Source organism: Thalassospira lucentensis MCCC 1A00383 = DSM 14000 (genome assembly GCF_000421265.1).
Lineage (GTDB): Bacteria > Pseudomonadota > Alphaproteobacteria > Rhodospirillales > Thalassospiraceae > Thalassospira > Thalassospira lucentensis.
Map to the genome: position 1 here is coordinate 52,241 of NZ_ATWN01000009.1, position 22,908 is coordinate 75,148.

Below are 22,908 nucleotides of genomic sequence, written 5' to 3' on the forward strand. Positions count from 1 at the left end.
ATGACCGATCAAACCGGATTGAATGTGACTGTTGCCGATGGTGTTGCGACCATCACCATTTGTCAGCCGGAACGCAAAAATGCCCTGACCAAACCGATGTGGGGCACGCTGGCGCGCATTGCACAGGAATTGTCTGATGATATGGATTTGCGCTGTGTGGTCATTCGCGGTGGCGACGGGGTTGGGTTTGGCGCCGGGGCAGACATTCATGAGTTTGTGCGCGAACGGGCCGGATTTGAAAAGGCGCGCGATTACGGAATGCTGCATGCCGAAGCCCTGCAAGCCATTCAGTCCTGCACGCATCCAGTGATTGCCGCGATTGACGGGCCGTGCATGGGGGCATCGTTTGTTTTGGCCGCCGTGTGTGATTTGCGCATTGCCGCCGACAACGCCAAATTTGCTGTGCCGCCGATGAAACTGGGCGCAACACTTGGGTATCCGGAATTGCAAATCATGCTGGATTTACTGGGCGAGGCAGCCCTGTTTGAAATCCTGCTTGAAGGACAGATGTTTGGTGCCGAACGCGCACGTGAAATCGGCTTTGTTGCCCGCCATGTGCCGATTGCTGATTTTAACGGCGAAGTGGCGACAACCGCCAGTCGGATTGCCGGTGGGGCACCGATCACGCAACGCCTGCACAAAAAAATGATCAACCGCCTACGCCAAGGCGGGGCGATTGATGCGCGTGAATTTGACGATGGATACCGCGCCTTTGACAGTGCGGATTTCAAGGAAGGCTACACCGCGTTCCTTGAAAAGCGCAAAGCGGTGTTTGTTGGAAAGTAAGCGTTAAGCTTATAGCGGAAGGTCCGGCGTCAGCGGCACATCGGTGATGCCGTAATCAAGGCCCATCTTATGCAGTTCGCTGGTGATCTGGGATCTGTGGTGGGTTTGGTGATTGAAAAACTGGATCAGAAACAGTGGGCGGGGCAAATTGCGGGTAATGCCATCAACCCCGGTGAATTCGCGAAACCCGTCCTGCCAGTCGTGATCATCGGATGTGACAAATGCCTCGATCTCTGCATCAAGGTCGCGGCGTGCTTGGCGCAGGGTATCGAAATCATCGGCAACCGTGCCATGCGCATCATAGACCGGGGCCTCACCGGTTTTCATGATGCCCAGAATGCGGATGTCGATATGGACTAGGTGGTTCAGAGTTGCATGAATTGATTTGAAAAACATGCCGCGATCCCTGCGGCGTTCGTCATCCCCGATCTGATCACAAAGCTTAAACAAAACGTCGTTTTGCCAGCGGTTGTAGCGGGCCATCACGTGGCCGTAATCATCAAACGTCATTTTCGCCATGTGCGTGGGGCTCCTGTGGGGCGGGTTATTCTGCGGATACCGGCTTGGTTTCTGTTTTCGTTTCGGGCGTGTTTGGCGCGGTAAAGTCATAGGCAACTTCGGGCAGCTTTGCCTCGGCCACGAAATGCACCATCAGATTGGCAAAAATCGCAAAACAGAGCATTGAAATGGTGACGGGCAAGAGCGTGCCGTCATGAAAATGCCCAATCAACATCCCAGCGACTGCACCGGTGGCAAACTGAATGGTGCCCATCAGGGCCGTGGCCGTGCCACCGATATGGGGGAAATACTGCATGAAGGATGCAGTGGCATTGGGGGCAGTCAATCCGATCATGCCGACTGACAGCATCACCAATGGCACGACACTATAAAGGGTTGGCTCAAACACGTTTATGGCAAAGAACAATCCAATGACGCTGGCAAGCTGAATGCCAGCACCAATCATCAGGATTTGATGACATTCAAGATGGCGCAGCAATGGATTGTTCAGCCGGTTGCAAATCACGATCACAACAACATTACAGCCAAACAGATAGGGGAAGACTGCCGGGGATACGCCGAAAAAGTCGATATACATAAACGGGCTGTCGGTCAGGAAGCTAAACATCACCGCACTGGCACCCGTGTGGGTCAGCATAAAACCAACCGCCTTGCGCGTGCGCAAAACCCCAAGATATGTCCACCAGATGCGCCGTGCCGGTCCCGCATAACGGGGGCGGTATTTGGTGGTTTCGGGCATTTTGAACCAGACGACAAACAGCATCACGCTGCCATAGATCACCAATAAAACAAAGATCGCTTGCCAGTTAAACCAGACCAGCAGCACCGATCCGACGGTTGGCGCGACAAGCGGGGCAATCATCATGATCACGGCAATCAGCGCGAACATGCGCGCGGCTTCCTTGCCGTCATAAAGATCACGCACCGATGCGCCGACGACCACAAGGGCAAAGCCACCGCCAATCGCCTGAATAAACCGCATGACATTCAGGGCGGTGGAACTTTCAACGCTGGTGATGATCGCACTGGTGATGATGTAAATGATAAGGCCGGTCAGTGCGATGGGACGGCGGCCAATGCGGTCAGACACCGGTCCGCCAATCAACTGGCCCAAGGCAAACCCGATAAGAAACGTACTGATGGAGACCTCAACCGCGTGGGTTGTCGCGCCAAAATCATCCGCCATGGCGGGGATTGCGGGCAGATAGGTATCAATTGCGAACGGGGCCGTCGCAATCAACGCTGCCAGCAACAATGCCAGACGTTTTGGGTTTAACTCGGTGTTTGGCGCGTTGCTGGCCATATCATTCCATTCCGTTTCATGAGGTGGCAGGTGGGGAGCAGGTTTCCCGATGTCCAGATCAGAGCATGATTTCAACTTGCCAACGGAGGACGGTGAGGATGCCGTCAGCGTGAGGCAAGCAGGATGAAGGTGGCCGTGGTGTGGGGCTCTGGAAATTATCGGGTAACAGCAACCTGAAACGATTCAAGCTGTTCATTATCCACAAAAAATCCGTTCTTTCCAGAGATGGTAGATATGAACAGCAGTATGGCAGCCATGCAGGCCATTGATCGTAAACGCACAAAGGGCGGCATCCGTTGGAATGCCGCCCTTTGCGTTACAATGTATTTGGCAATTTGAATTGCAGATCAGCTCACCCGATCAATGGGTCATGATCCGTTCAGGACCCATCAATGTATTTGGCAACCAAGTTGAGATGACCGGAACATAGGTGATCAGGATCAGGAAGCCGAGAAGGATCATCAACCACGGCAATGCCGCCTTTACGACCTTGAGCAACGGCATGCCCGTGATCCCGGATGTCACAAACAGGTTCAATCCGACCGGCGGGGTGATCATGCCGATTTCCATATTGACCACCATGATGATGCCCAGATGGATTGGATCGATGCCAAGCTGCATGGCAATCGGGAACAGGATCGGTGCCATGATCAGAAGGATCGCCGAGGGTTCCATAAAGTTGCCAGCAATCAGCAGCACGATATTGACAACAATCAGGAAGCCCCATGCCGGAAGTCCCCAGTCGATAATGGTTCCGGCAATCGTATGAGGAATACGTTCCGAGGTCAGAACATGAGCAAACAGCATCGCATTGGCGATGATGAACATCAGCATGATCGTGACTTTTCCAGCCTCAAGCAGGACCTGACGGATGTCCTTGTCAAACGGGATCAGTGCGATTGCTTTGCCCATTTTCGGCAGGTTATAGGCAAGCAGGCTGCCAAAACCGGTGTTGCCGTTTTCAGGCACCCATGACTGTTCCTTGATCGGGCCCATGTCACGGTAAAATACCACGGCAACAATCATGGCATAGAAGGCTGCAACAGCGGCGGCCTCGGTCGGGGTGAAAACACCACCGTAAATACCGCCCATGATCAGTACTACAAGGAACAGTCCACCAGATGCCGACAGCAATGCGCGGCCCCATTCGCCAAGGGTCGGGCGTGGCTGGCTTGGGAGTTTCTTGACGCGTGCGACGATGTAAATCGCAATCATCAACATCAGGCCGACCATGATGCCCGGGATCACCCCGGCAAGGAACATGCGGCCAACCGAAACCTCGGTCGCGGCGGCATAGACCACCATAACGATCGATGGCGGGATCAGAATGCCAAGTGTTCCGGCATTACAAATCACACCAGCCGCAAAGCTTTGCGGATAGCCTGCACGCACCATCCCGGCGATCACGATGGAGCCGATGGCAACAACCGTGGCCGGGCTGGAGCCCGAAACGGCGGCAAACAGCATACAGGCCAGAACTGATGCCATGGCCAATCCACCGGGGAACCAGCCAACCGTATCAATGGCAAAGCGGATCAGACGACGGGCAACGCCACCGGTCGATAGAAACGCCGATGCCAGAATGAAATAAGGGATGGCAAGAAGGGTGTAATGTTCCATCCCGCCAAACAGCTTTTCCGCCAGCGTGGCAAGGCTGTCATCGCCAAACAGCATAATGGTCGCAAGCGACGATACGCCAAGTGAAATGGCAATCGGTGCGCCCAATGCCATTAAGCCGAACAACAGGATAAACAGGAATGCAATTGTCATGATTTTGTGTCCCTGCCTGACTTATGATTTAGGCGTGGCAGAAGCATTTTGATCATCGTCACTGCCGTTTGGGGCAATCTGATCAATCGCTTCGCGGGCTTCGTCAGCCAGATTGAAACCAACCTGCTTGCCGGTAATGATCCGCCAGCCAACCTGTGCCAGACGGAAGGCCAAAAGGGCGGCACCGACCGGCATGATCAGATAGACGAACCACAGCATGACCGGGCTGTCTTCGGCCTCCATTTCAAGCATGTGGTTGAAACTGACGAGTTCCCACCCGCCAATGATCAGCCAGCTTGAATAAAGGAGGCCTGCGCCAACAACGATAAGCCCAATGACACGCTGGACCTTATCGGGGAACAGGCGCACAAGCGCATCCACCCCGATATGCGATCCAACCTTCACCCCATAGGACATGCCAAACAGGATCAGCCAGGCAAACAGGAATTCGGTGATTTCCAGAGCCCAGGTCAGGCCGGAATTAAACACGTAGCGCATGACGACATTCACAAAGGTAAGTGACGTCATGGCGGCGAGCAGGAGGGCAATTAAGCCCTCCTCCAGCCGGGTAACGACCGCTGAAATCATCAGAAACGGCCCTTTTCCAAATGTAGGGAAAGAAGAACGGATCAGTTACACGCCGCAGCTGCGTCGATGATGTCCTGACCGATGTCGTCGGAGAATTCCGCCCAAACCGGTTTGACGGCATCCTGCCATGCGGCGAAATCGTCACCAGACAGTTGCTGAACTTCGGTTTCACCCGAATCAATGACGGCCTGACGCTGTTCGGCGGTCAGTTCAGCCGACAGGCTGTTGGCATAGTCGGATGCTTCGTTCATGGCCTGGGTCAGGCCGTCACGGATTTCCGGGTCCAGACCGTCCCACCATTTGGTCGAGGTGACGACCATGTAGTCCAGAAGACCATGGTTGGATTCGGTGATGTAATCCTGAACTTCGAAGAATTTCTTCGAATAGATGTTCGACCAGGTGTTTTCCTGACCATCAACAACGCCAGTCTGAAGGGCGGAATAGGTTTCCGAGAATGCCATTTTCTGTGGCACCGCATCGACGGCTTCGAACTGTGCCGCGATTACGTCAGACGATTGAATACGGAATTTCAGGCCTTCGGCATCGGCAGGATTGTTGAGCGGCTTGTTGGCCGAAAGCTGTTTGAGGCCGTTGTGCCAATAGCCAACACCGGTCAAACCCTTGTCGGACATGGCGCCCAGAAGTTCCTGACCTTTTTCACCGTTCTGGAAGCAGGAAACAGCATCCATGTCTTTAAACAGGAACGGAAGGTCATAGACCTGAAGCTTTTTGGTCCATTTGCCAAATTTCGCCAGCGACGGTGCGCCGAACTGAACATCACCCCGCAGGATGGCGGCAAGAACCTTGCTGTCATCAAACAGCTGCGAGTTTGGGTAAATTTCAATTTTAACTTTGTCGCCAAGGAGTTCCTCGGCGCGTTTTTTAAAGAATTCCGCACCCTTGCCTTTGGGGGTGTTCGGCGCGACCACATGGGCAAACTTGATGACTTCCTGTGCGGATGCCATGCCGTTCATGCCAAGGATTGCGGCCGTTGCAACACTGGCTGCGAGGATTTTCTTGCTGATAAGACGCATCAAAATGTCTCCCTATAAGTTTTGTGCGTTTTCCCGGTAGCGCGCCTTTTGTCGGCGTCGTTTTGAAACGCCGTGCGGCGCTGGCCTCTTATCAGCAAGGCGCGGGCCAGTTTTTACGGTTGCCTATAAACTACATGAAAACAACCGGTTAGGGGTGTTGATGCAAGTGTGCGATGCAGCATAAGTGACTGTTTTTGTTGGGGATTTCGCACATCAAATTTCACGAATGTGTGAAAATCCACACATGCAAGTGGGGAGATGATGTGTACGTATTTCTGCGATGATGTGGATGGGCTGGGATAAACAAAAACCCGCCTTATCGGGCGGGTTCTGCATCGTTGGAACTGCGGGGTTTTCTGAAATCAGCGGGGGTAATGCCGTATTTGGTCAATTTGTCATAGAACGTCTTGCGCGGCAGGCCAAGGGTCATGACCGTTGCAGTGACATTGCCGCCATGTTCACGCAGGGCTTCGCAAATCACACCTTTTTCAAAGGCATCGACCTGTTGGGGCAATGACGCGATTTCTGTGTTGCTGTCGTCCTTGCCATTGGCCAGTGGATCAAGCCCCAGGACCCGGCGTTCTGCGGCATTTCGCAGTTCGCGCACATTTCCCGGCCAGTCATGGGCGTTAAATGTTGCCTGTTCGGCCGGGGTGATCGGTTTTGTCGGACGGTCAAATCGATAGGCGGCATCGCGGGCAAAATGTTCAAACAACAATGGAATGTCGTCCTTACGGTCGCGAAGCGGCGGGATATGAAGTTGCACGACGTTCAGGCGGTAATAGAGGTCTTCGCGAAACTCCCCGCGTGAGGCGGCATCGCGCAGATCAATTTTGGTGGCGGCAACGACGCGCAGATCAATCGGCTGGATGCGGTTTGAGCCCAACCGTTCAAGGGCGCGTTCCTGTAAAACCCGCAAAAGCTTGATCTGAAGGGCGAGCGGCATGCTTTCGATTTCGTCGAGAAACATGGTGCCCTTATCGGCAAATTCGAATTTTCCGATGCGTTTGTGATCCGCCCCGGTAAAAGCCCCGGCCTCGTGACCAAACAGTTCGGACTCAATGAGTTGTTCGGGCATTGCCCCGCAATTCACGGCAACGAACGGACCGCTGCGCCCCGACATTTCATGCAGGTTGCGTGCGATGACTTCCTTGCCAGATCCGGTTTCACCATTGATCAGCACATGGGCATTGGTCGATGCGACATTGCCAATCAGGGTGCGCAGTTTTTCCATCGCCGGGTTTTGGCCGATGAAGCCCGATACATTTTTGCTGTGGCGGGCCAGTTCGACCTTAAGCGTCCTGTTTTCCAGAACCAGTTGCCGGTGGCTGATGGCGCGTTTGGTGATGTCGATAAAAAGATCGGGATCAAATGGTTTTTCAATGAAATCAAAGGCCCCGTCATGCATGGCGCGGACAGCGGTTGCGATGTCACCATGTCCGGTAATCATGACGATGGGCATTTCGCCGTCAATTTTGCGGGCTTCGGTCAAAAATTCCAGACCGTCCATTTTCGGCATGCGGATGTCAGAGACAACAACGCCCGACCAGCCTTTACGCAGGCGGGCAAGGGCGGATAGCGCATCGGCAAAGACCTCAACCCGGATATCTGCCAGTTCGAGTGTCTGCTGTGCGGCTTCTCGCACATCGGCATCATCATCAACAAACAGAACGCAATGGGCGGTGGTTTGCACTGGCTTTCCTTCGATCCGTTTCAAAGATCACGCGGCCAAGGCATATCCAATGCGTGATCTGTTATGAACTCTCTGATTGATGCGGAGTTTCGATCTGTTTATCAGTCGAAGCGTTTTGCGTCGAGTGCCAGTTATCGCCACTGTCGGCGGTGACCGCATCGTAACGAAGTTCGATGATAAAGGATGCGCCGCCATTTGGGCGGTTTTTCGCACGAATGGTGCCGCCAAAGCTGCGGATGATGCCATAGCAGATAGACAACCCGAGTCCCAAACCGTCACCGAATGGCTTGGTGGTAAAGAACGGATCAAACAGTTTGGGCAGGTTGTCGGGCAGGATGCCGTGCCCATTGTCCTTGATGCTGACCAGCAGGCGGTCGTCGCCCTTGGTGATGTGGACTTCGATTTTTGCGTCTTCATCACTCGGGCAGGCATCGGCGGCATTATTGAGGATGTTGGTAAAGACCTGAATAAGCTGGTTGGGTTCTGCAATGACGGGTTTTAAGTCCGGGGCGTAGCTGAGCACGATGTTTGATGCGCCGGTGCGACCGGTTTCAAGTATCAGGTCAATGGCCTTTTGCATTTGTTCATGGACATCAACCGGCTGATTGTCCTGTTCGGGACGGCGGGCAAAGGTTTTAAGGTTGCTTGTGATCCGTCCCATGCGGTCTGTCAGTTCGGAAATGCGTTGCAGGTTTCGGTTGGCCGTATCGCTGTTGCCGCGTGATATGAATTTAAGCGCATTTTCGGCATAACTGCGAATGGCAGTCAGCGGTTGATTGATTTCATGGGCGATGCCCGCCGACATTTGGCCAAGGGCGGCCAGTTTGCTGGTCTGGACCAATTCGGTTTGGGCGGATCGCAGGGCATCTTCGGTACGTGACCGTTCGTTAATTTCCTGTGCCAGACGCAAGTTGGTGCTCATAAGGTCGGCGGTGCGAAGGCGGACCTGACGTTCAAGTTCGCGTTGTGACCAGTCACGGATTTCAAGTTGTTCAAGCATCGTGCGACGGCGTTGCAGGATGATGAAAACCAGCCCGGCAAAGATGACGTGGGCGGCACCGGCCATTAGTCCGGCACTAAGCGTTGAGCGATCCAGAACCGACTTGTCGGTCAAAAGAAACATCCGCCATCCTTGCTTGGGAAGGGAGCTGCTGGTCGCGAGATATGTCGTCTTGCCTAGGTTGGTCTTTGTTGACGATGGTTCTGCTTTTTCCGCACGCTCCGCTGGTGGCATGTCGGACAGGTCTTTGGGAATGGTCGACAACGTCAGAACAGAAAGTTCATCGCCCTTGGGCCATTGCCCGTCGGTCAGAGGCATCAGTTCAAGAGGAGAATCGCCGTATTTACGCGATGCGATGATGCGCGGACGATTTTTGGCGGGCAGGTCTTCGAGGGTGCGAAAGCGCCATTCCGGACGAGCTGATATGATGACGATGCCGTTTTCATCCGTGACAAGCACGCTTTCTCCACCTTTGGTCCATCGCTGCAGCAATGTATCAAGGTGGGTTTTAACAACCATCGCCCCGTCAAACGTCACACCATCGGAGCGCACCGGATGGGAAATATAGTAGCCCGGAACGTTCGATGTGATGCCAAAGGCAAAGTAATGGCCGGTTTCGCCGCGGCGGGCTTGCTGAAAATAGGGCCGGAAGGAGAAATTCCGCCCGATAAAGGACGCGTCACTGTTCCAGTTGCTGGCCGCAATGGTCGTGCCGTCACGGTTCATGAAATAAATGTCGGATGCGCCACTGTCGGCAGCAAGTTTTTCCAAATAGACATTTACCTGTGCGGCATTGGCGGGGTCGGCAAAGGTGGCAAGGTTGAGGATGCGGTTATCAGAAGCCAGCGTGATCGGCAGGTATTCATGTTCCTTGATCGCGCCCTGAAGGTTGGAACGATATAGTTCCAGTTTGTTGCGGCCATCTTGCGCGATATCGACAAGGCGGGTTTCGCGCCAGAACTCGGTCACGGTCCAAACCGTTACAGGCAGCAACAGTAGCAATATGCAAAGAACAGCACGCGATGTGCGTTTGACCGAGACTGATGTTCTTAGCATTTCCACCCATTCATTTTTACGATCATCCACCACTTAAGGATAGGTGGTTCCGGGGGATTAAATTACAAATTCATTTCAATTCCCAGATGAAATTTCACAAGTTCGGCCTGACGCTTGATAATCGCTTGATCAGATTGTACCTATCAAGGACGCGACTATGCTGGTCAGCACGGTTTGAAAGCAGGTTTGGCATCCGCCAAGATCAAAAAGCCGTTTACCGTATCAAGAAAGTTTCCCTTGAATGAGCGAACAAGACACACACCTGATTTGGGTTCTGGCCGATGATCGGGCCGGAAACATTAATCAGGCAATCGGCGTTGCCGAAGCGCTGGCACAGCCATTCAAGCGGGTTGATATCGAATATACCAAGCTGGCCCGGCTGCCCAACATGCTGCGTGGTGCGAGTTTGCTTGGTGTCGATGATGGAACGCGTGCGCGTTTGACCACACCCTGGCCCGATCTTGTCATTGCGGCCGGGCGCCGAACCGCCCCTGTTGCCCGCTGGATCAAAAAGCAAAGCCGTGGTCACACCCGAATTTGTCAAATCATGCGCCCTGATAGTGGTGAAAAGGATTTTGATCTGATTGCCGTTCCGGCCCATGACCAGATGCCTGCGCGTGAAAACGTTTTGGAAATCCCCGGTGCGCCGCATCGGATCACGGAAACGCGTCTTTTGATCGAAGCCGATAATTGGCGCAGCCATTTCAAAGGTTTGCCCGGTCCCCGGTTTGCCGTGATTGTTGGCGGCAGTTCAAAGAAAACGACGTTTACCGCAGACATGGCCGATGATCTGATCTCGCACGCAATTGATGCGGCGAAGGCTGTTGACGGTAGTCTTCTGGTGACGACAAGCCGACGCACCGGGCGCGAAAACGAACAACTGATTGCCGACCGGTTGGCACAGTCGGGTGTTTCGTATCATTTGCATGACTGGACATCGGATGCCGAAAATCCGTATTTCGGGTATCTCGCACTGGCCGATGTCTTGATCGTAACAGGTGATTCGGTTTCGATGTGTTGCGAAGCAGCGGCAGCACCTGGTGGGGTCTATATTTACGCACCGGAAGGACTTGCCGCGATACGGCATCAACGGCTGCATCAGGCGTTATATGATGGGCAATATGCCCGACCGTTGCTTGATAGTACCGAACTCGTCCCATTCAAACATCCATCGTTGCAGCCCGCACGCGCGGTTGCCCAGCGGTGTCTTGAATTGCTAAGTGCGCCGGTATCCTGATCCGTTAATCGGGGTGGCGCAGGCTGTTTCCCATCGGGTCGATGCGATCGACCAGAAAGTCAATAAAGGCGCGGATGCGCGTGGCAAGATGTTCGTGGCCGGCAAACATCGCATGAATGAGTTGTTCGTCCTGTGGCGTCCAGTCTGACAGGACTTCGACCAAATTCCCGGTCTTGATGTCAGCCTGAATGTGGAAACGTCCCAGTCTGGCCAAGCCAAGCCCGGAAAGGCACATGCGCCGCATTGTCGGGCCGTTATCGCACATGAAATTCCCCGATATGGTGCGCTTGAGCCTGTCGCCTGTTTCGGGGCTGCGAAATGCCCATTCATTCAAGGGCAGGGGGAAGTTAAACCGCAGACAATTATGGTTCACAAGATCGTCGGGATGATGTGGCAAACCGTGTTTGGCAATATAGTCGGGGGATGCCACGACCATGCGGTGGCTTTCGATCAGTTTGCGGGCCTTAAGCGATGAGTCGGGCAGTGCCCCCGACCGGATGGCGATATCGGCCCGTTCTTCGAGCAAATCAATAATCCCGTCGGTCAGTGAAAAATCCAGTTCTACGTCTGGATAGCGTTCCAGAAACGCCGGGATCAGCGGTTGCACATACATCAGCCCGAATGCAATTGATGCATTGACGCGCAAACGGCCACTTGGTGCGGCCTTGCCGCCACTGGCAACCGCACGTTCGGCATCGTCAATTTCATCAAGAACACGGCGCGCCCGCACCAGATACATGTCGCCTTCTGGCGTGAGTTGCAGGCCACGGGTGGACCGCACGATCAAACGGGTCGACAATCGGTCTTCGATGCGGGTGACAAGCTTACTGACGGCGGATGGCGACAGATGCAGTTTGCGCCCGGCTTCGGAAAAGCTTTTGAGTTCAGCCACCCGGATGAAGGCTTCCATTTCCCCTGCACGATTATCCAACTGATCCTCCATCTTTGAATTCAATTCAAAGGCATTTGTCGCGCATTCCCGATTATCGCGCAACCATTCCATCGTCATATTGGGCGGCAATGGACGGGGTCGAATGCCCCATCACCTTTTTAGCCCGCAGCGTAGTGCGCGCGGGCCGGAGAATGAAAATGCCGCTTGCTTTATTTGCGTTGACGATTGCGGCCTATGCAATCGGGACAACGGAGTTTGTCGTTGTTGGCTTGTTGCCGACCGTGGCAAATGATCTTTCCATTACGCTGCCGATGGCCGGGCTGATCGTCAGTGTTTATGCCCTTGGCGTGACGTTTGGCGCCCCTGTTTTAACCGCCCTTACCGGACGGTTGCCGCGCAAAACCCTGATGCTGGGTCTGATGGGGGTGTTTGTGTTGGGTAATGGAGCCGCCGCACTCAGCCCGACTTATGAGATGCTTTTGGTGGCCCGGGTAATTTCGGCCTTTGCCCATGGTGTGTTTTTCTCAATCGGGGCGACGATTGCCGCCGATCTGGTGCCGGAAAATCGTCGGGCATCGGCAATTGCCATGATGTTCATGGGGTTGACGGTTGCGATTGTCACCGGTGTGCCATTGGGCACATTCATCGGTCAGCTATTTGGCTGGCGGGCGACGTTCTGGGGTGTTGCATCACTTGGCGTGATTGCCTTTGCCGCGATTGCCGTTTTGTTGCCATCAAACCTGACACGTGCGGAACCTGCACGGTTGCTTGATCAGGTCCGCGTGCTGGGCAGTGGTCGTTTGTTGCTGGTGTTTGGCATGACGGCGTTTGGCTATGGCGGGACGTTTGTGACCTTTACTTATTTGTCCGCGGTTTTGCAGGACATTACCGGATTTAGCGAGGCATCGGTCAGTCTGATACTGGTGTTCTACGGATTGGCGATTGCAGTGGGGAACCTTGCCGGGGGCCGTATAGCGGATCGCAATCCGGTGCGTGCCTTAAGCGTGCTGTTTGCGTTGCAGGCGGCAACATTGGTTGTCTTTACCTTTACCGCCGTCTCGCCGGTTTTGGCATTGGTGACACTGGCGGCCCTTGGTTTCTTGCAATTTGCCAGTGTGCCGGGGCTTCAGCTTTATGTTGTGCAACTGGCGAAATTGCATCGCCCGGGTGGGGTTGATGTGGCATCGGCGCTAAACATTGCGGCGTTCAATCTTGGCATTGCCATCGGTGCATGGGTTGGCGGGCTGGTGGTTTCATCGTCGCTTGGCCTGTCGGCAACCCCTTGGGTGGCGGCCATCCTTGTTACCTTTGCGGTCGGGTTGACACGGATCAGTGGTGCGCTGGATCGTCGCGCCAGTTCGGTTCTGCAGGCCACGTGATCGTTTTTCATCCCACCCCATCTGGTGCATCAGATGGGGTGGGTGTCAGAAAGGCTTGTTTTAATTGCCGTTTTGGCGTTGTTTGATCACGTGCCCCACAAAACAGGTTTTGTCCCTATGTCTGCGACCAATGGTGTGATGACTGCACCTGATCTTTTCCCCCGCAAAACGGCGATCCTGCTTTTGGCGACGGTGGCGTGCTGTTTTGCCGCCAATCACGTTGCTGCGCGTCTTGCCTTTGAAAACGGGACGGGGTTGCTGTTGGCAATCTTATGCCGGTCCGGGGTGGCGTTACTGATCCTGATCGCAATTGTTGTTGGACAACGCCATTCCATTCGTCTGCCGAAAAGTTCGGTGCGCTGGCAGCTTCTTTTGGGCTTGATGATCACGATCCAAAGCCTGTGCCTGTATTCGGCGGTTGCGCGCATTCCTGTTGCACTGGCGTTGCTTACGGCCAACAGTTTTCCGATCATCTTGGCCCTCCTGACGTGGGGTTTAGGGGGCGCGCGTCCAACACTGAAATCAACTGCGCTGATGCTGTTTATTCTGTCGGGGCTGGTCTTGGCACTTGATGTGCCCGGTAAACTCGATGGTGACGTTTCGGTCGGTGAAACCTGGTGGCAGGGGATTGCCTTTGCACTGACGGCGGCGACCGCTTTGTCCGTGGCGTTTTGGGTGACCGATCATAAACTTGCGGCCTTGAACGGGTCTGTTCGGTCAATGTTCACCATGGTCGTGGTTTTTATTTCCATGATCATTGCTGGTCTTGGCGATGTTTTACCCGGTGGCATGGCCTTGCCTGATGCAACCCCGGGCTGGTTCGGATTGGCGGCCTTGGTTTTGCTCTATGGTGGGGCGTTTTCGGTTCTGTTCATCTCCGTGCCGCGTCTTGATATGGCGCGCAACGCGCCGGTGATGAATATGGAACCGATTGCGACATTGCTGTTTGCCTGGGTGGTGCTTGGCCAAATGATCAGCCCGATACAGATGGCAGGTGGCCTTGTCGTGATCAGCGGGATCGTGATCCTGAGTTTGCGCAAATCAGCCTGATTGTTGGGCATAGGTCAAAATGCAGAAAAGGGGCCAGATGGCCCCTTTTGTAATGCTTATGAGTGGAAAACTCAGACTGCTTGTGAATGCCTGCCATGGGCATGATTGAGATAGGTATCAAACACGGCACAGACCGCACGGACCAGCGGGCGCCCCGTATTGGTCAGTTTAATGTGCGTGCTGTTAACTTCCACGATGTTATCATTGGTCATTGCACGAATGCGATTGAGTTCTGGTGCAAATCTGTCGGCGGATGTGCCGTGTGTGGCACAGATTTTTGCGACATCCACTGACAGATTGCACATCAGTTCGTTGATGATGTCACGGCGCAGGCGGTCTTCGTTTGAAACGGCAACGCCTTTTTCAACCGCACAGTCGCCGCCCTCAACCGCGCGCTGCCAACGGGCCAGTGCCGGATCATTCTGAGCATAGCCCTGCGGCAGGGATGAGATGGCCGACGGACCAAACCCGATCAGGGCCTCGGCGCGGTCGGTGGTATATCCCTGGAAATTACGGTGTAGTTTGCCGTTGTAGAGTGCGGTTGCCATCGGGTCTGCCTGATGGGCGAAATGGTCCAGACCGATTGCGACATAGCGGTGATAGGCCAGCCTGTTCTGGATTTCTTCATACTGTGCCCAGCGGTCCTGCGTATCTGGCAGGGTTTCGGTCGGGATCAGGTTTTGGTGCTTTTTCATCCATGGCACATGGGCATAGCCAAATACCGACAGACGATCCGGGCAGAGTGTGGCGGTCTGATCGACGGTCTGGCGGATGGATTGAACGGTTTGATTGGGCAGGCCATACATCAGATCGACGTTGATGCCGCGAAGGCCGCGATGGCGCAATCTGGAAATGACGTCACGGACCAGATCATAACTTTGGACGCGGTTAACCGCACGCTGGACATCGGCGTTGAAATCCTGAACGCCAATGCTTGCGCGGTTAAAGCCGCATTCGATCATAGCATCCATCAGATCATCATTTGCCGTTCGCGGGTCCATTTCAATGGCGACTTCGGCCGTGGGCAGGATATCTACCTTTTTGCGGATAGCACCCATGATGGTCCGAAGATCATCGGCCTTAAGGATGGTCGGGCTGCCGCCGCCAAAATGAATGTGCGAGACCGTGAACCTGTGTGTCGGATCAAGCTTGCCCAGCGTGTTTTTGATCTCGGTCAGAAGGGCCGCGACATAGGTGCCAACGGGTTTGTAATGCTTGGTTATTTTGGTGTTGCAGCCGCAGAACCAGCACATTTCCTCACAATAGGGGACATGCAGATATAGCGATAGCGGCTGAAGCGGATTTAACTCGCCAAGCCAGTTTGCAAACACTTTGCCGTTTATGGCGTCATGAAAATGCGGTGCCGTTGGATAGCTGGTGTAGCGCGGCAGGCGCAGGTCGTATTTTTCATAAAGGGCAAGCTGCATAGCGGACATCCCGATTGGTGCGTTCTTTCCGTCTTTTGCATCATTCCAATGACGCGCGCCTTGATGTGCGTCAAGGATGGGGAACGGGAAAACCGTGCCGTTCGCTCAAGGCATGCAAGATGGTGTCTGTGTCATCAATAAAAGCATGGCCATTGGCAACGCCGGTTTGAACATCAGACGTATCACCCGATTTCAGGATCATCACCGGAAGAGATTGGTGATCTTCCCCCAGAAGGTCGACTATCTCCGCGCGCGGACGCGGCCACGCAATGCGATGAACATCAAGGTCGCCGCACAGATCGGGAAAAGACGCCAGAACACCCTCGATCAGCGCGCAGTGCCAGCAATAAAATCGCTGTCCGGGCCATGCCGGATCTTCGAAATCGGGTTTTAGGACAAAAATCGTATCACGCTCGATAACAGGCATGGGGCAGCGCCTTTTTATGGGGGCGAGATGGTGTTTCGCCGCGTGGGTATCGTAGCACTTTGTCAGAGATGCTTGAACGCCGAAATCAGATCGGCCCTAAGAGTGGCCAATCGTTCGCGACCTTCGTCTTCTTCATAGGGTTTTGATTGTCCAACACCCCAGATCGGGCCGGGCCAGGCGGCATCATCCTTAAAGCGGGCAACCACATGGCAATGAAGCTGGGGCACCATATTACCCAGCATCGCGACATTGGTTTTATGGGCATCAAACCGGCTTTTTAGAGCGGCTGAAACGGTGGCGGCTTCGTCGCCCAGCGTTTTGCGGTCTTCCGGACTGAGATCATCATAATCAACAAGATCAGGACGTTTAGGAACAAGAATGAGCCAAGGATAACGCGCATCATTCATCAACAAAACATGTGATAGCGGGCCATCTGTGACCAAGGTCGTATCAGCAGCAAGTTGGGGATGGAGCGAAAAGGCGCGGTTCATGTGGGGACCTCAATCTTAAGCCAAAAAGACGTGTTATTATAACCTGCTCGGCTGAAAGTGTCTTCTCTTGCGTGGTGATATGTGGCAAGTGACCGGCATCACGTCATTTTCATCCGACCCGTCGAAGATGGGGTGATGTGGCGACCGGTTGATCGGGGCGCGTATTGTGCTCTTGATGGTCTTGAGGCGCCAGACAGCCCAAGGCATCAAGTGTCTGATGAACGGCGACATCAAGCGACGTATGGGGTTCGTTACCAAACAGTGCACGCAAACGATCATTGTGCATGCGGGCCGGGTTGCGCCAAAGGTAACGAATTTCCCAGGCTTCGCGGAAGAACGGAACAAATGGGCGTAGCAGGCCAATCATCGTCCATGGAAGGGATTTGATTGGAATATCGGGATTTCCGACCGCGCGTTTGATCGCAGCGATCATTTGTGTCCCGTCGTTGTCCCAATGTCCTTGCAGGTGAAATTGCGCGAAGGATCCTAATACATCGGGCTGATCAAGAAGCCGGACAATCGTTTCGGCGACGTCGGGCAAATACGCCCATTGATGGCCCACGCCCGCCTTGCCCGGATAGGTGATTTCACGAACAGGTTGACCGGCCTTGACCAGACATTGTGAAAACCAGTTGTTGTTTGCGCCCAGTCCAAAAAAATCACCTGCGCGAACAATCAATCCTGTTGCTCCTGAATGAACAGCTCGGCGCATCCGCCGTTCCATTTCCACCCGAATAGCGCCTTTGCGGGTGTTCGGGAGCTGCGGGCTGGTTTCGGTCAGATTGGAAAGTTGGTCTTCATTGAAATTGTAAACCGTTCCGGGCAGGACAATGCGTGCCTTGTTTACGATCGCGGCCGCGATCGTGTTGTCAAGCATGGGCAAAACCAACTTGGACCAATTGCGGTAGCCCGGCGGATTAACGGCATGAATGATGGCATCAACACCTCGGCTTGCATTTAACACGTCATGTCGGCACATGGCATCGCCGACGCGCCAGTCAATATCATCTGCATTGGATTGATCGGCCTTGGGTGGTGTTCGCACCAGTGCACGAACCTGCCAGCCATGGTCATGAAGTGCGGTGGTAATGGCCGATCCGATGCCACCATTGGCACCAATGACAAGGGCGATACGGTTTGAATTTCGGGTCATGATTTTGTCCTCCGTTAATTGGGATGGACAAAGGGTACTGGTCATGTCGGTAAAACGGTATTCTATAAATTGGCATTTATGATATACATAAATGTATGGCAATGCATGAACCCAACTGGGACCTTTATCGGACGTTTCTTGCTGTGTTAGAGCATGGGTCTCTTTCGGCGGCTGCACGCGTGCTCGGCTTGACGCAGCCGACGGTTGGGCGACACATTGATGAATTGCAAGAGCAGTTGGGAATTGTGCTTTTCACCCGGTCGCAATCTGGTTTGGTGCCAACAGATACAGCCATTGGGTTACGTCCACACGCAGAAGCACTGCGATCAACGGCAAAGGCACTTCAACGTGCCGCAAGTGCCGAGAGAGGTGCCGTTCAAGGTACTGTGCGCATCACCGCAGCTGAAGTGGTCGGCATAGAGGTCTTGCCGCCCATTCTGACGGGTATTCGCAATTCATTTCCTGATCTTGAATTTGAGCTTGTGTTGTCAAACCGGGTGGAAAATTTGCTGCGACGCGATGCCGATATTGCGGTGCGTATGGTTGCACCAGATCAGGATTCCCTCATCGCGCAGAAGACCGGCACCGTTGAGATCGGGTTTTATGCGACGACGCGATATCTTGCGCAATCTGGTTGGGCGGATCGCCATGATAAAATTGACTGGTCGGAGCTTGTCAAACTTGACCTGATCGGTTTTGACACCAAGACAGCTGACATTCGATCGATCATTGAAAGAAATCAGCACCTTGGTGATGTGGAATTTGACATGCGTGTTGATAGCAATACCGCGCAGTTGGCGATGATGCGGGCGGGTTTCGGTGTTGCTCTTTGCCAGTCGCATCTGGCTGCACGAAGTGGCGATTGTGTGCGTCTGATACCAGAGTTTTCGGTCGGGCTGGACACGTGGATAACCATGCACGAAGGCCTGCGCGATACATTGCGCTGCCGGATGGTGTTCGATGCCCTGGTTAGGGGAATGAAATCTTATGTGCGCGGTGGCTTAAAAGGTCTTTCCGGGCCGCCTGATGGATCGTTCGGTGACTGACAGGTGACGCATGTGGTTTCATGCGAAGCCACGGCGGCCTTATCCTTTTGCCGCAGTGGCTTGTGGTACTGATCACACTGGTTTGCTTGCGATTTGATTGGTTTGCTCCTAGCTAACAACTGGGTTGGCTTTCATGCCTTACGCAGCAAAAGGAAACCTCAGCATGTTGGATCGAAAGCGCGTCGTTATCGTTGGGGCCGGATTTGGTGGCATGAGTGCGGCCAAAAAACTTGCTGGTAAAGATGTTGACGTCATTCTGATCGACAAACGCAATCATCACCTGTTTCAACCGTTGCTGTATCAGGTGGCAACGGCGGATTTATCGCCGGCTGAAATTGCCTGGCCGATCCGCAGCATGTTCAGCAAATCGCCAAATGTTTCCGTTTTTATGGGTGAAGTCACCGGGATTGATTTGCCAAATCAGCGTGTTCTTTCCGGGAAACATGTTCTGGAATATGACTACCTTGTCTTGGCAACCGGGGCGGTGACGTCCTATTTCGGCAATGATGACTGGGCGTCGGTCGCACCGGGTTTGAAGAATATTACCGAGGCGACCAACATCCGCAAAAGCCTTTTAATGGCGTTTGAAAGGGCGGAAAACAGTCAGGATGAGGATCAAAAACGCCGACTTTTGAATTTCATTGTTGTTGGCGGTGGTCCGACCGGTGTCGAAATGGCCGGGGCAATTGCCGAACTTGCCAAAAAGACACTGTCTGACGATTTTCGCCGAATTGATCCGCGTGACGCGCGTATCATCCTTGCCGAAGGTGGGCCAAGGTTGCTGGCTGCATTCCCCGAAGATTTGTCTGACTATACGCAAAAATCGCTTGAAAGCATCGGGGTTGAAGTGCGCGTTGGGCAGGCTGTCACCGAGATCAGCGCACAAGGTGCGAAAATCGGCGATGAATTTATTCCCAGTGCCAATGTCATCTGGGGGGCCGGGGTTCAGGTTCCTGATTTGCAAGACTGGACGCAAAAGCCTGCGGATCGTGGCGGCCGGATCAAGGTTGAGGGGGACCTTTCTGTTCCCGGTCATTCGCATGTTTTTGTCATCGGGGATGCGGCCCATGTCACGTGGCGCGATGGTTTAACCGTGCCGGGCATTGCACCGGCGGCCAAGCAACAGGGAAAATACGTCGGGCAGCGTATTCTTGATCTGATGAACGGGCGGCAAACATCGCCGTTTAAATACAGTCACGCCGGCAACCTTGCGACGATTGGCCGACATCGCGCTGTTATGGACCTTAATGGCATCAAGCTAAGAGGATGGCTGGCCTGGTGGTTCTGGGGGCTGGCGCATATTTATTTTCTGATCGGGTTGCGCGCCCCGGCACTTGTCATGGTGCAATGGATGTGGAGTTACTTGTTTCGTAAAAAAGGTGCGCGCCTGATTACCGGGCAGGACAGGGAAAATGCGACGGCGGTTGTGCCGCCACCGCAACAGGATACCTGAATGATTGTGTGTGGCCACAAACATCAGGCCGCGTTCTCTGTTCTGTGCTTTACGATCAAGCGATCAACGATGTTGGCAACCTCGCCCTCGGCTTCGGCGATGGACTGACGGGTGCGGTCATCGGCAAATTCGTCATATTCGATGGCCGTGCCGTATTGATCGGTGATCCCGATATATTCAAGCGGGGTGAAAAGAGCACCTTCAACAAAGTTCAGATGCGCAATCCGGCCATCCGGGCCATAGCCGTAATCACCGCGCGATGACAGGGCAACGATGGATTTATTGCCCGTTACCATCGGCCAATAAGGAACACCGTCGCGCGTCCGGTCAAACCCAAAGGTACGACCCACCCGGACGATGTTATCAAGCCAGGCCTTCATCTGGGCGGGCATTCCGAAATTATACATCGGAACACCGGCAACAATCACGTCGGCACGCAGCAGTTCATCGACCAGTGTGTCACTTTGGGCCAAAGCATCATGCATCCAGTCTTCGCGTTGTTCGGGTTTGGTGAATGCCGCATGGACCCAGTCACCGGTGACGGGTTTGGGCGGGGATGCGCCAACATCGCGGTAAATGATTTCATCATCGGGGCGTTGGGTGCGCCAGAGTTCGATGAATTTGGCACTCAGGCGGCGGCTGTGGGAGCCGTGTTGTTTTTGGTCGGACCGGCCGGGGCGGGCGCTGCTGTCGATGTGCAAGATCGTGGTCATGATATCCTCCTAAGGATGATACTTGTTCATCCGTTTTTTGTTCGATGACCAAGACTTGCCTTGTTTTGGATGTTTCGGCAAAATCGAATTCCTCAGTTCATGGATGAATTAGGTTCACCTATATGTCGTTGCCACCACTTGCCGCATTGCGGGCCTTTGAGGCCGCCGCCCGCCATCAGAGTTTTAAAAAGGCTGCGGCTGAAATTGCCGTAACGCCGACGGCAATCAGCCATCAGATACGCCTGCTTGAGGAAACGCTTGGCATTCGTTTGTTTGATCGCAGGCCAAGGCAGGTTGTTTTGACACCGGCGGGGCATGAGCTTTTCCCTGTTCTGCGTGATGGGTTTGCATCCTTTGCCTTGGCGATTGATCGTGTTGGGCAACGCACAAAGACCAGAAGCCTGACGGTGTCGGTTTTGCCGTCTTTTGCTGCCAAATGGCTGTTGCCGCGACTTCCGCGCTTTCAGGCCGAACATCCTGATATTCATCTGCGTTTGCATACCTCACCCGAGGTGGTTGATCTGGCAAGCGGGGTTGTCGATACTGCAATTCGTTATGGTGCCGGGCCCTACCGCGGACTTGTGGCGCAAACCATGTTTGAAGAACGGTTCGTGCCACTTTGTAGTCCGATGCTCGGTTTGAAACATCCCGAAGACCTTAAGAACTGTGCGCTTTTGCATCTCGATTGGCTAAGACCCGATGATCAGACACCGACATGGGAACGCTGGGGCTTGGCAGCGGGTATCAGTGGCTTGAAACTTTCGGGGGGGTTTACGTTTTCTGATGATGCCCATGCCATTCAGGCGGCCATTGCCGGTCAGGGTGTGGTTCTGGCCAGCCGTGAGCTGGCACGCGCCGAACTTGACAGCGGGCTGCTCGTGCAGCCGTTTGGGCCAGTGATCGAAGGTCATACCTACAATCTGGTGCATACCGGCCGCGGCGACCATCGGGCAGAAGTCGAGGTGTTTGGAAACTGGATTGCGAGTGAAATTGCCAGATCACAAGAACATTCAAAACCCGCAGGCGATTGATGATTGACCTAAAGGGTCGCATGCGAAACGATACAGTCTTGATATGTAAAGCCATTGAAGGTGCATTATGCCACGTTTCGCTGCCAACCTGTCGTTCCTGTTTGCTGATCTGCCGTTTGAGAAGCGTTTTGCGGCAGCAGCAGAGGCGGGGTTTGTCGGCGTGGAATATATCGGGGCTTATGATGTGCCGATGGCAACGGCAAAATCGCTTGTGACCGATAATGGCCTTGAGCAGGTTTTATTCAATCTGCCACTTGGCGACTGGGATGCTGGGGATCGTGGGCTGGCGTGCCGACCGGGCCGTGAAGATGAATTTCGTGACTCGGTGGTCAAGGGGCTTGATTATGCGGCGGCGACCAATTGCAAAATGCTTCATTGCATGGCCGGTGTCATGGGCAAGGACGAAGATGCCGGTGAAATTGCCCGGCTTTATTGCGACAACCTGCTCTATGCCGCCGATCTGGCCGATCAGGCCGGTGTTGACATCCTGATCGAACCGATCAATCCGATGGATATGCCGGGCTATTTGCTTAATTCGGTGGAGCAGGCGGCAGTTATCCTCAAACAGCTCGACCATCCACGGCTGGCATTGCAGTTTGATATTTATCACGCGCAAATTGTCGGCGGGAACATCGCCGCCCGTCTTGACCAGTATCTTGAGATCACCCGCCATGTGCAGGTGGCCGGTGCGCCGGGCCGTCATGAACCCGATAGTGGGGAACTGAATTATCCGTTCCTGTTCTATCTATTGGATCGGATCGGGTATGACGGCTGGATTGGCTGTGAATACAAGCCACATGGCAAGACCGAAGACGGGCTGGGTTGGCTGCGGCCATGGATGCCTAAGCCGGGGGCCTAAT

General features: G+C 54.1%; 21 protein-coding genes. 8 read left to right on the forward strand and 13 right to left on the reverse strand.

Features of this window, described 5'->3' with window-relative positions; all coding sequences use genetic code 11:
• The gene (locus tag K355_RS0117425) at positions 1 to 786 is read left to right on the forward strand and encodes an enoyl-CoA hydratase/isomerase family protein (protein WP_022733443.1); all 786 of its coding nucleotides are present in this window, start codon (positions 1 to 3) and stop codon (positions 784 to 786) included.
• Positions 787 to 795: 9 nt separating this feature from the next.
• On the opposite strand, the gene K355_RS0117430 is transcribed toward K355_RS0117425, so the two are convergent.
• The 7 genes from K355_RS0117430 to K355_RS24290 form a co-directional block, all read right to left on the reverse strand.
• Positions 796 to 1,305 (reverse strand): DinB family protein, encoded by a 510-nt coding sequence (locus K355_RS0117430; RefSeq protein WP_022733444.1) that lies wholly within the window; start codon positions 1,303 to 1,305, stop codon positions 796 to 798.
• Between the two features lie 25 nt (positions 1,306 to 1,330).
• Complete coding sequence (locus tag K355_RS24285) at positions 1,331 to 2,608, reverse strand: multidrug effflux MFS transporter (protein WP_022733445.1); 1,278 nt, start codon at positions 2,606 to 2,608, stop codon at positions 1,331 to 1,333.
• A 360-nt stretch (positions 2,609 to 2,968) separates the two neighbouring features.
• Positions 2,969 to 4,378, reverse strand: a complete 1,410-nt coding sequence (locus K355_RS0117445; RefSeq protein WP_022733447.1) for a TRAP transporter large permease — start codon at positions 4,376 to 4,378, stop codon at positions 2,969 to 2,971.
• 21 nt (positions 4,379 to 4,399) lie between these two features.
• The gene (locus K355_RS0117450; RefSeq protein ID WP_022733448.1) at positions 4,400 to 4,966 is read right to left on the reverse strand and encodes a TRAP transporter small permease; all 567 of its coding nucleotides are present in this window, start codon (positions 4,964 to 4,966) and stop codon (positions 4,400 to 4,402) included.
• A gap of 41 nt (positions 4,967 to 5,007) precedes the next feature.
• Entirely contained in the window at positions 5,008 to 6,000 is a 993-nt protein-coding gene (locus K355_RS0117455) for a TRAP transporter substrate-binding protein (RefSeq protein WP_022733449.1), read from the reverse strand.
• 316 nt (positions 6,001 to 6,316) lie between these two features.
• Positions 6,317 to 7,693 (reverse strand): sigma-54-dependent transcriptional regulator, encoded by a 1,377-nt coding sequence (locus K355_RS0117460; RefSeq protein ID WP_022733450.1) that lies wholly within the window; start codon positions 7,691 to 7,693, stop codon positions 6,317 to 6,319.
• A gap of 61 nt (positions 7,694 to 7,754) precedes the next feature.
• Positions 7,755 to 9,749, reverse strand: a complete 1,995-nt coding sequence (locus K355_RS24290) for a sensor histidine kinase (protein WP_081649556.1) — start codon at positions 9,747 to 9,749, stop codon at positions 7,755 to 7,757.
• 241 nt (positions 9,750 to 9,990) lie between these two features.
• Between K355_RS24290 and K355_RS0117470 the strand changes: the two genes are divergently transcribed.
• Positions 9,991 to 10,986: a mitochondrial fission ELM1 family protein gene (locus K355_RS0117470; protein WP_022733452.1), complete on the forward strand. Its 996-nt coding sequence runs from the start codon at positions 9,991 to 9,993 to the stop codon at positions 10,984 to 10,986.
• Positions 10,987 to 10,990: 4 nt separating this feature from the next.
• Here the strand turns inward: K355_RS0117470 and K355_RS24295 are convergent, their stop codons facing one another.
• Positions 10,991 to 11,917: a LysR family transcriptional regulator gene (locus K355_RS24295; protein ID WP_051146033.1), complete on the reverse strand. Its 927-nt coding sequence runs from the start codon at positions 11,915 to 11,917 to the stop codon at positions 10,991 to 10,993.
• A 158-nt stretch (positions 11,918 to 12,075) separates the two neighbouring features.
• On the opposite strand from K355_RS24295, the gene K355_RS0117480 reads away from it, so the two are divergent.
• On the forward strand, positions 12,076 to 13,257 hold the full coding sequence (locus tag K355_RS0117480) for an MFS transporter (protein ID WP_022733454.1): 1,182 nt from the start codon (positions 12,076 to 12,078) through the stop codon (positions 13,255 to 13,257).
• Positions 13,258 to 13,374: 117 nt separating this feature from the next.
• Positions 13,375 to 14,307, forward strand: a complete 933-nt coding sequence (locus K355_RS0117485; protein WP_081649557.1) for an EamA family transporter — start codon at positions 13,375 to 13,377, stop codon at positions 14,305 to 14,307.
• 71 nt (positions 14,308 to 14,378) lie between these two features.
• Here the strand turns inward: K355_RS0117485 and hemN are convergent, their stop codons facing one another.
• From hemN to K355_RS24300, 4 genes are all read right to left on the reverse strand, one after another.
• On the reverse strand, positions 14,379 to 15,734 hold the full coding sequence (hemN, locus tag K355_RS0117490; protein WP_022733456.1) for an oxygen-independent coproporphyrinogen III oxidase: 1,356 nt from the start codon (positions 15,732 to 15,734) through the stop codon (positions 14,379 to 14,381).
• Positions 15,735 to 15,804: 70 nt separating this feature from the next.
• The gene (locus tag K355_RS0117495; RefSeq protein WP_022733457.1) at positions 15,805 to 16,161 is read right to left on the reverse strand and encodes a DUF3088 domain-containing protein; all 357 of its coding nucleotides are present in this window, start codon (positions 16,159 to 16,161) and stop codon (positions 15,805 to 15,807) included.
• Positions 16,162 to 16,223: 62 nt separating this feature from the next.
• A complete protein-coding gene (locus K355_RS0117500; RefSeq protein WP_022733458.1) occupies positions 16,224 to 16,652 on the reverse strand; it encodes an HIT family protein in 429 nt (142 codons plus the stop codon).
• 109 nt (positions 16,653 to 16,761) lie between these two features.
• Entirely contained in the window at positions 16,762 to 17,805 is a 1,044-nt protein-coding gene (locus K355_RS24300) for an NAD(P)H-binding protein (RefSeq protein WP_022733459.1), read from the reverse strand.
• Positions 17,806 to 17,900: 95 nt separating this feature from the next.
• On the opposite strand from K355_RS24300, the gene K355_RS24305 reads away from it, so the two are divergent.
• Together K355_RS24305 and K355_RS0117515 are read left to right on the forward strand one after the other, a co-directional pair.
• The gene (locus tag K355_RS24305) at positions 17,901 to 18,851 is read left to right on the forward strand and encodes a LysR family transcriptional regulator (RefSeq protein WP_022733460.1); all 951 of its coding nucleotides are present in this window, start codon (positions 17,901 to 17,903) and stop codon (positions 18,849 to 18,851) included.
• Between the two features lie 163 nt (positions 18,852 to 19,014).
• Positions 19,015 to 20,304: an NAD(P)/FAD-dependent oxidoreductase gene (locus K355_RS0117515; protein WP_022733461.1), complete on the forward strand. Its 1,290-nt coding sequence runs from the start codon at positions 19,015 to 19,017 to the stop codon at positions 20,302 to 20,304.
• Between the two features lie 23 nt (positions 20,305 to 20,327).
• On the opposite strand, the gene K355_RS0117520 is transcribed toward K355_RS0117515, so the two are convergent.
• Positions 20,328 to 21,017 carry an FMN-dependent NADH-azoreductase gene (locus tag K355_RS0117520; protein ID WP_022733462.1) on the reverse strand — a complete coding sequence of 230 codons (690 nt, stop codon included), beginning with the start codon at positions 21,015 to 21,017 and terminating at the stop codon, positions 20,328 to 20,330.
• A 122-nt stretch (positions 21,018 to 21,139) separates the two neighbouring features.
• On the opposite strand from K355_RS0117520, the gene gcvA reads away from it, so the two are divergent.
• Positions 21,140 to 22,048, forward strand: coding sequence for a transcriptional regulator GcvA (gene gcvA / locus K355_RS0117525; RefSeq protein WP_022733463.1), 909 nt, complete (start codon positions 21,140 to 21,142; stop codon positions 22,046 to 22,048).
• Between the two features lie 67 nt (positions 22,049 to 22,115).
• Positions 22,116 to 22,907 (forward strand): 2-oxo-tetronate isomerase, encoded by a 792-nt coding sequence (gene otnI / locus K355_RS0117530; protein WP_022733464.1) that lies wholly within the window; start codon positions 22,116 to 22,118, stop codon positions 22,905 to 22,907.
• Position 22,908 lies beyond the last annotated feature (1 nt).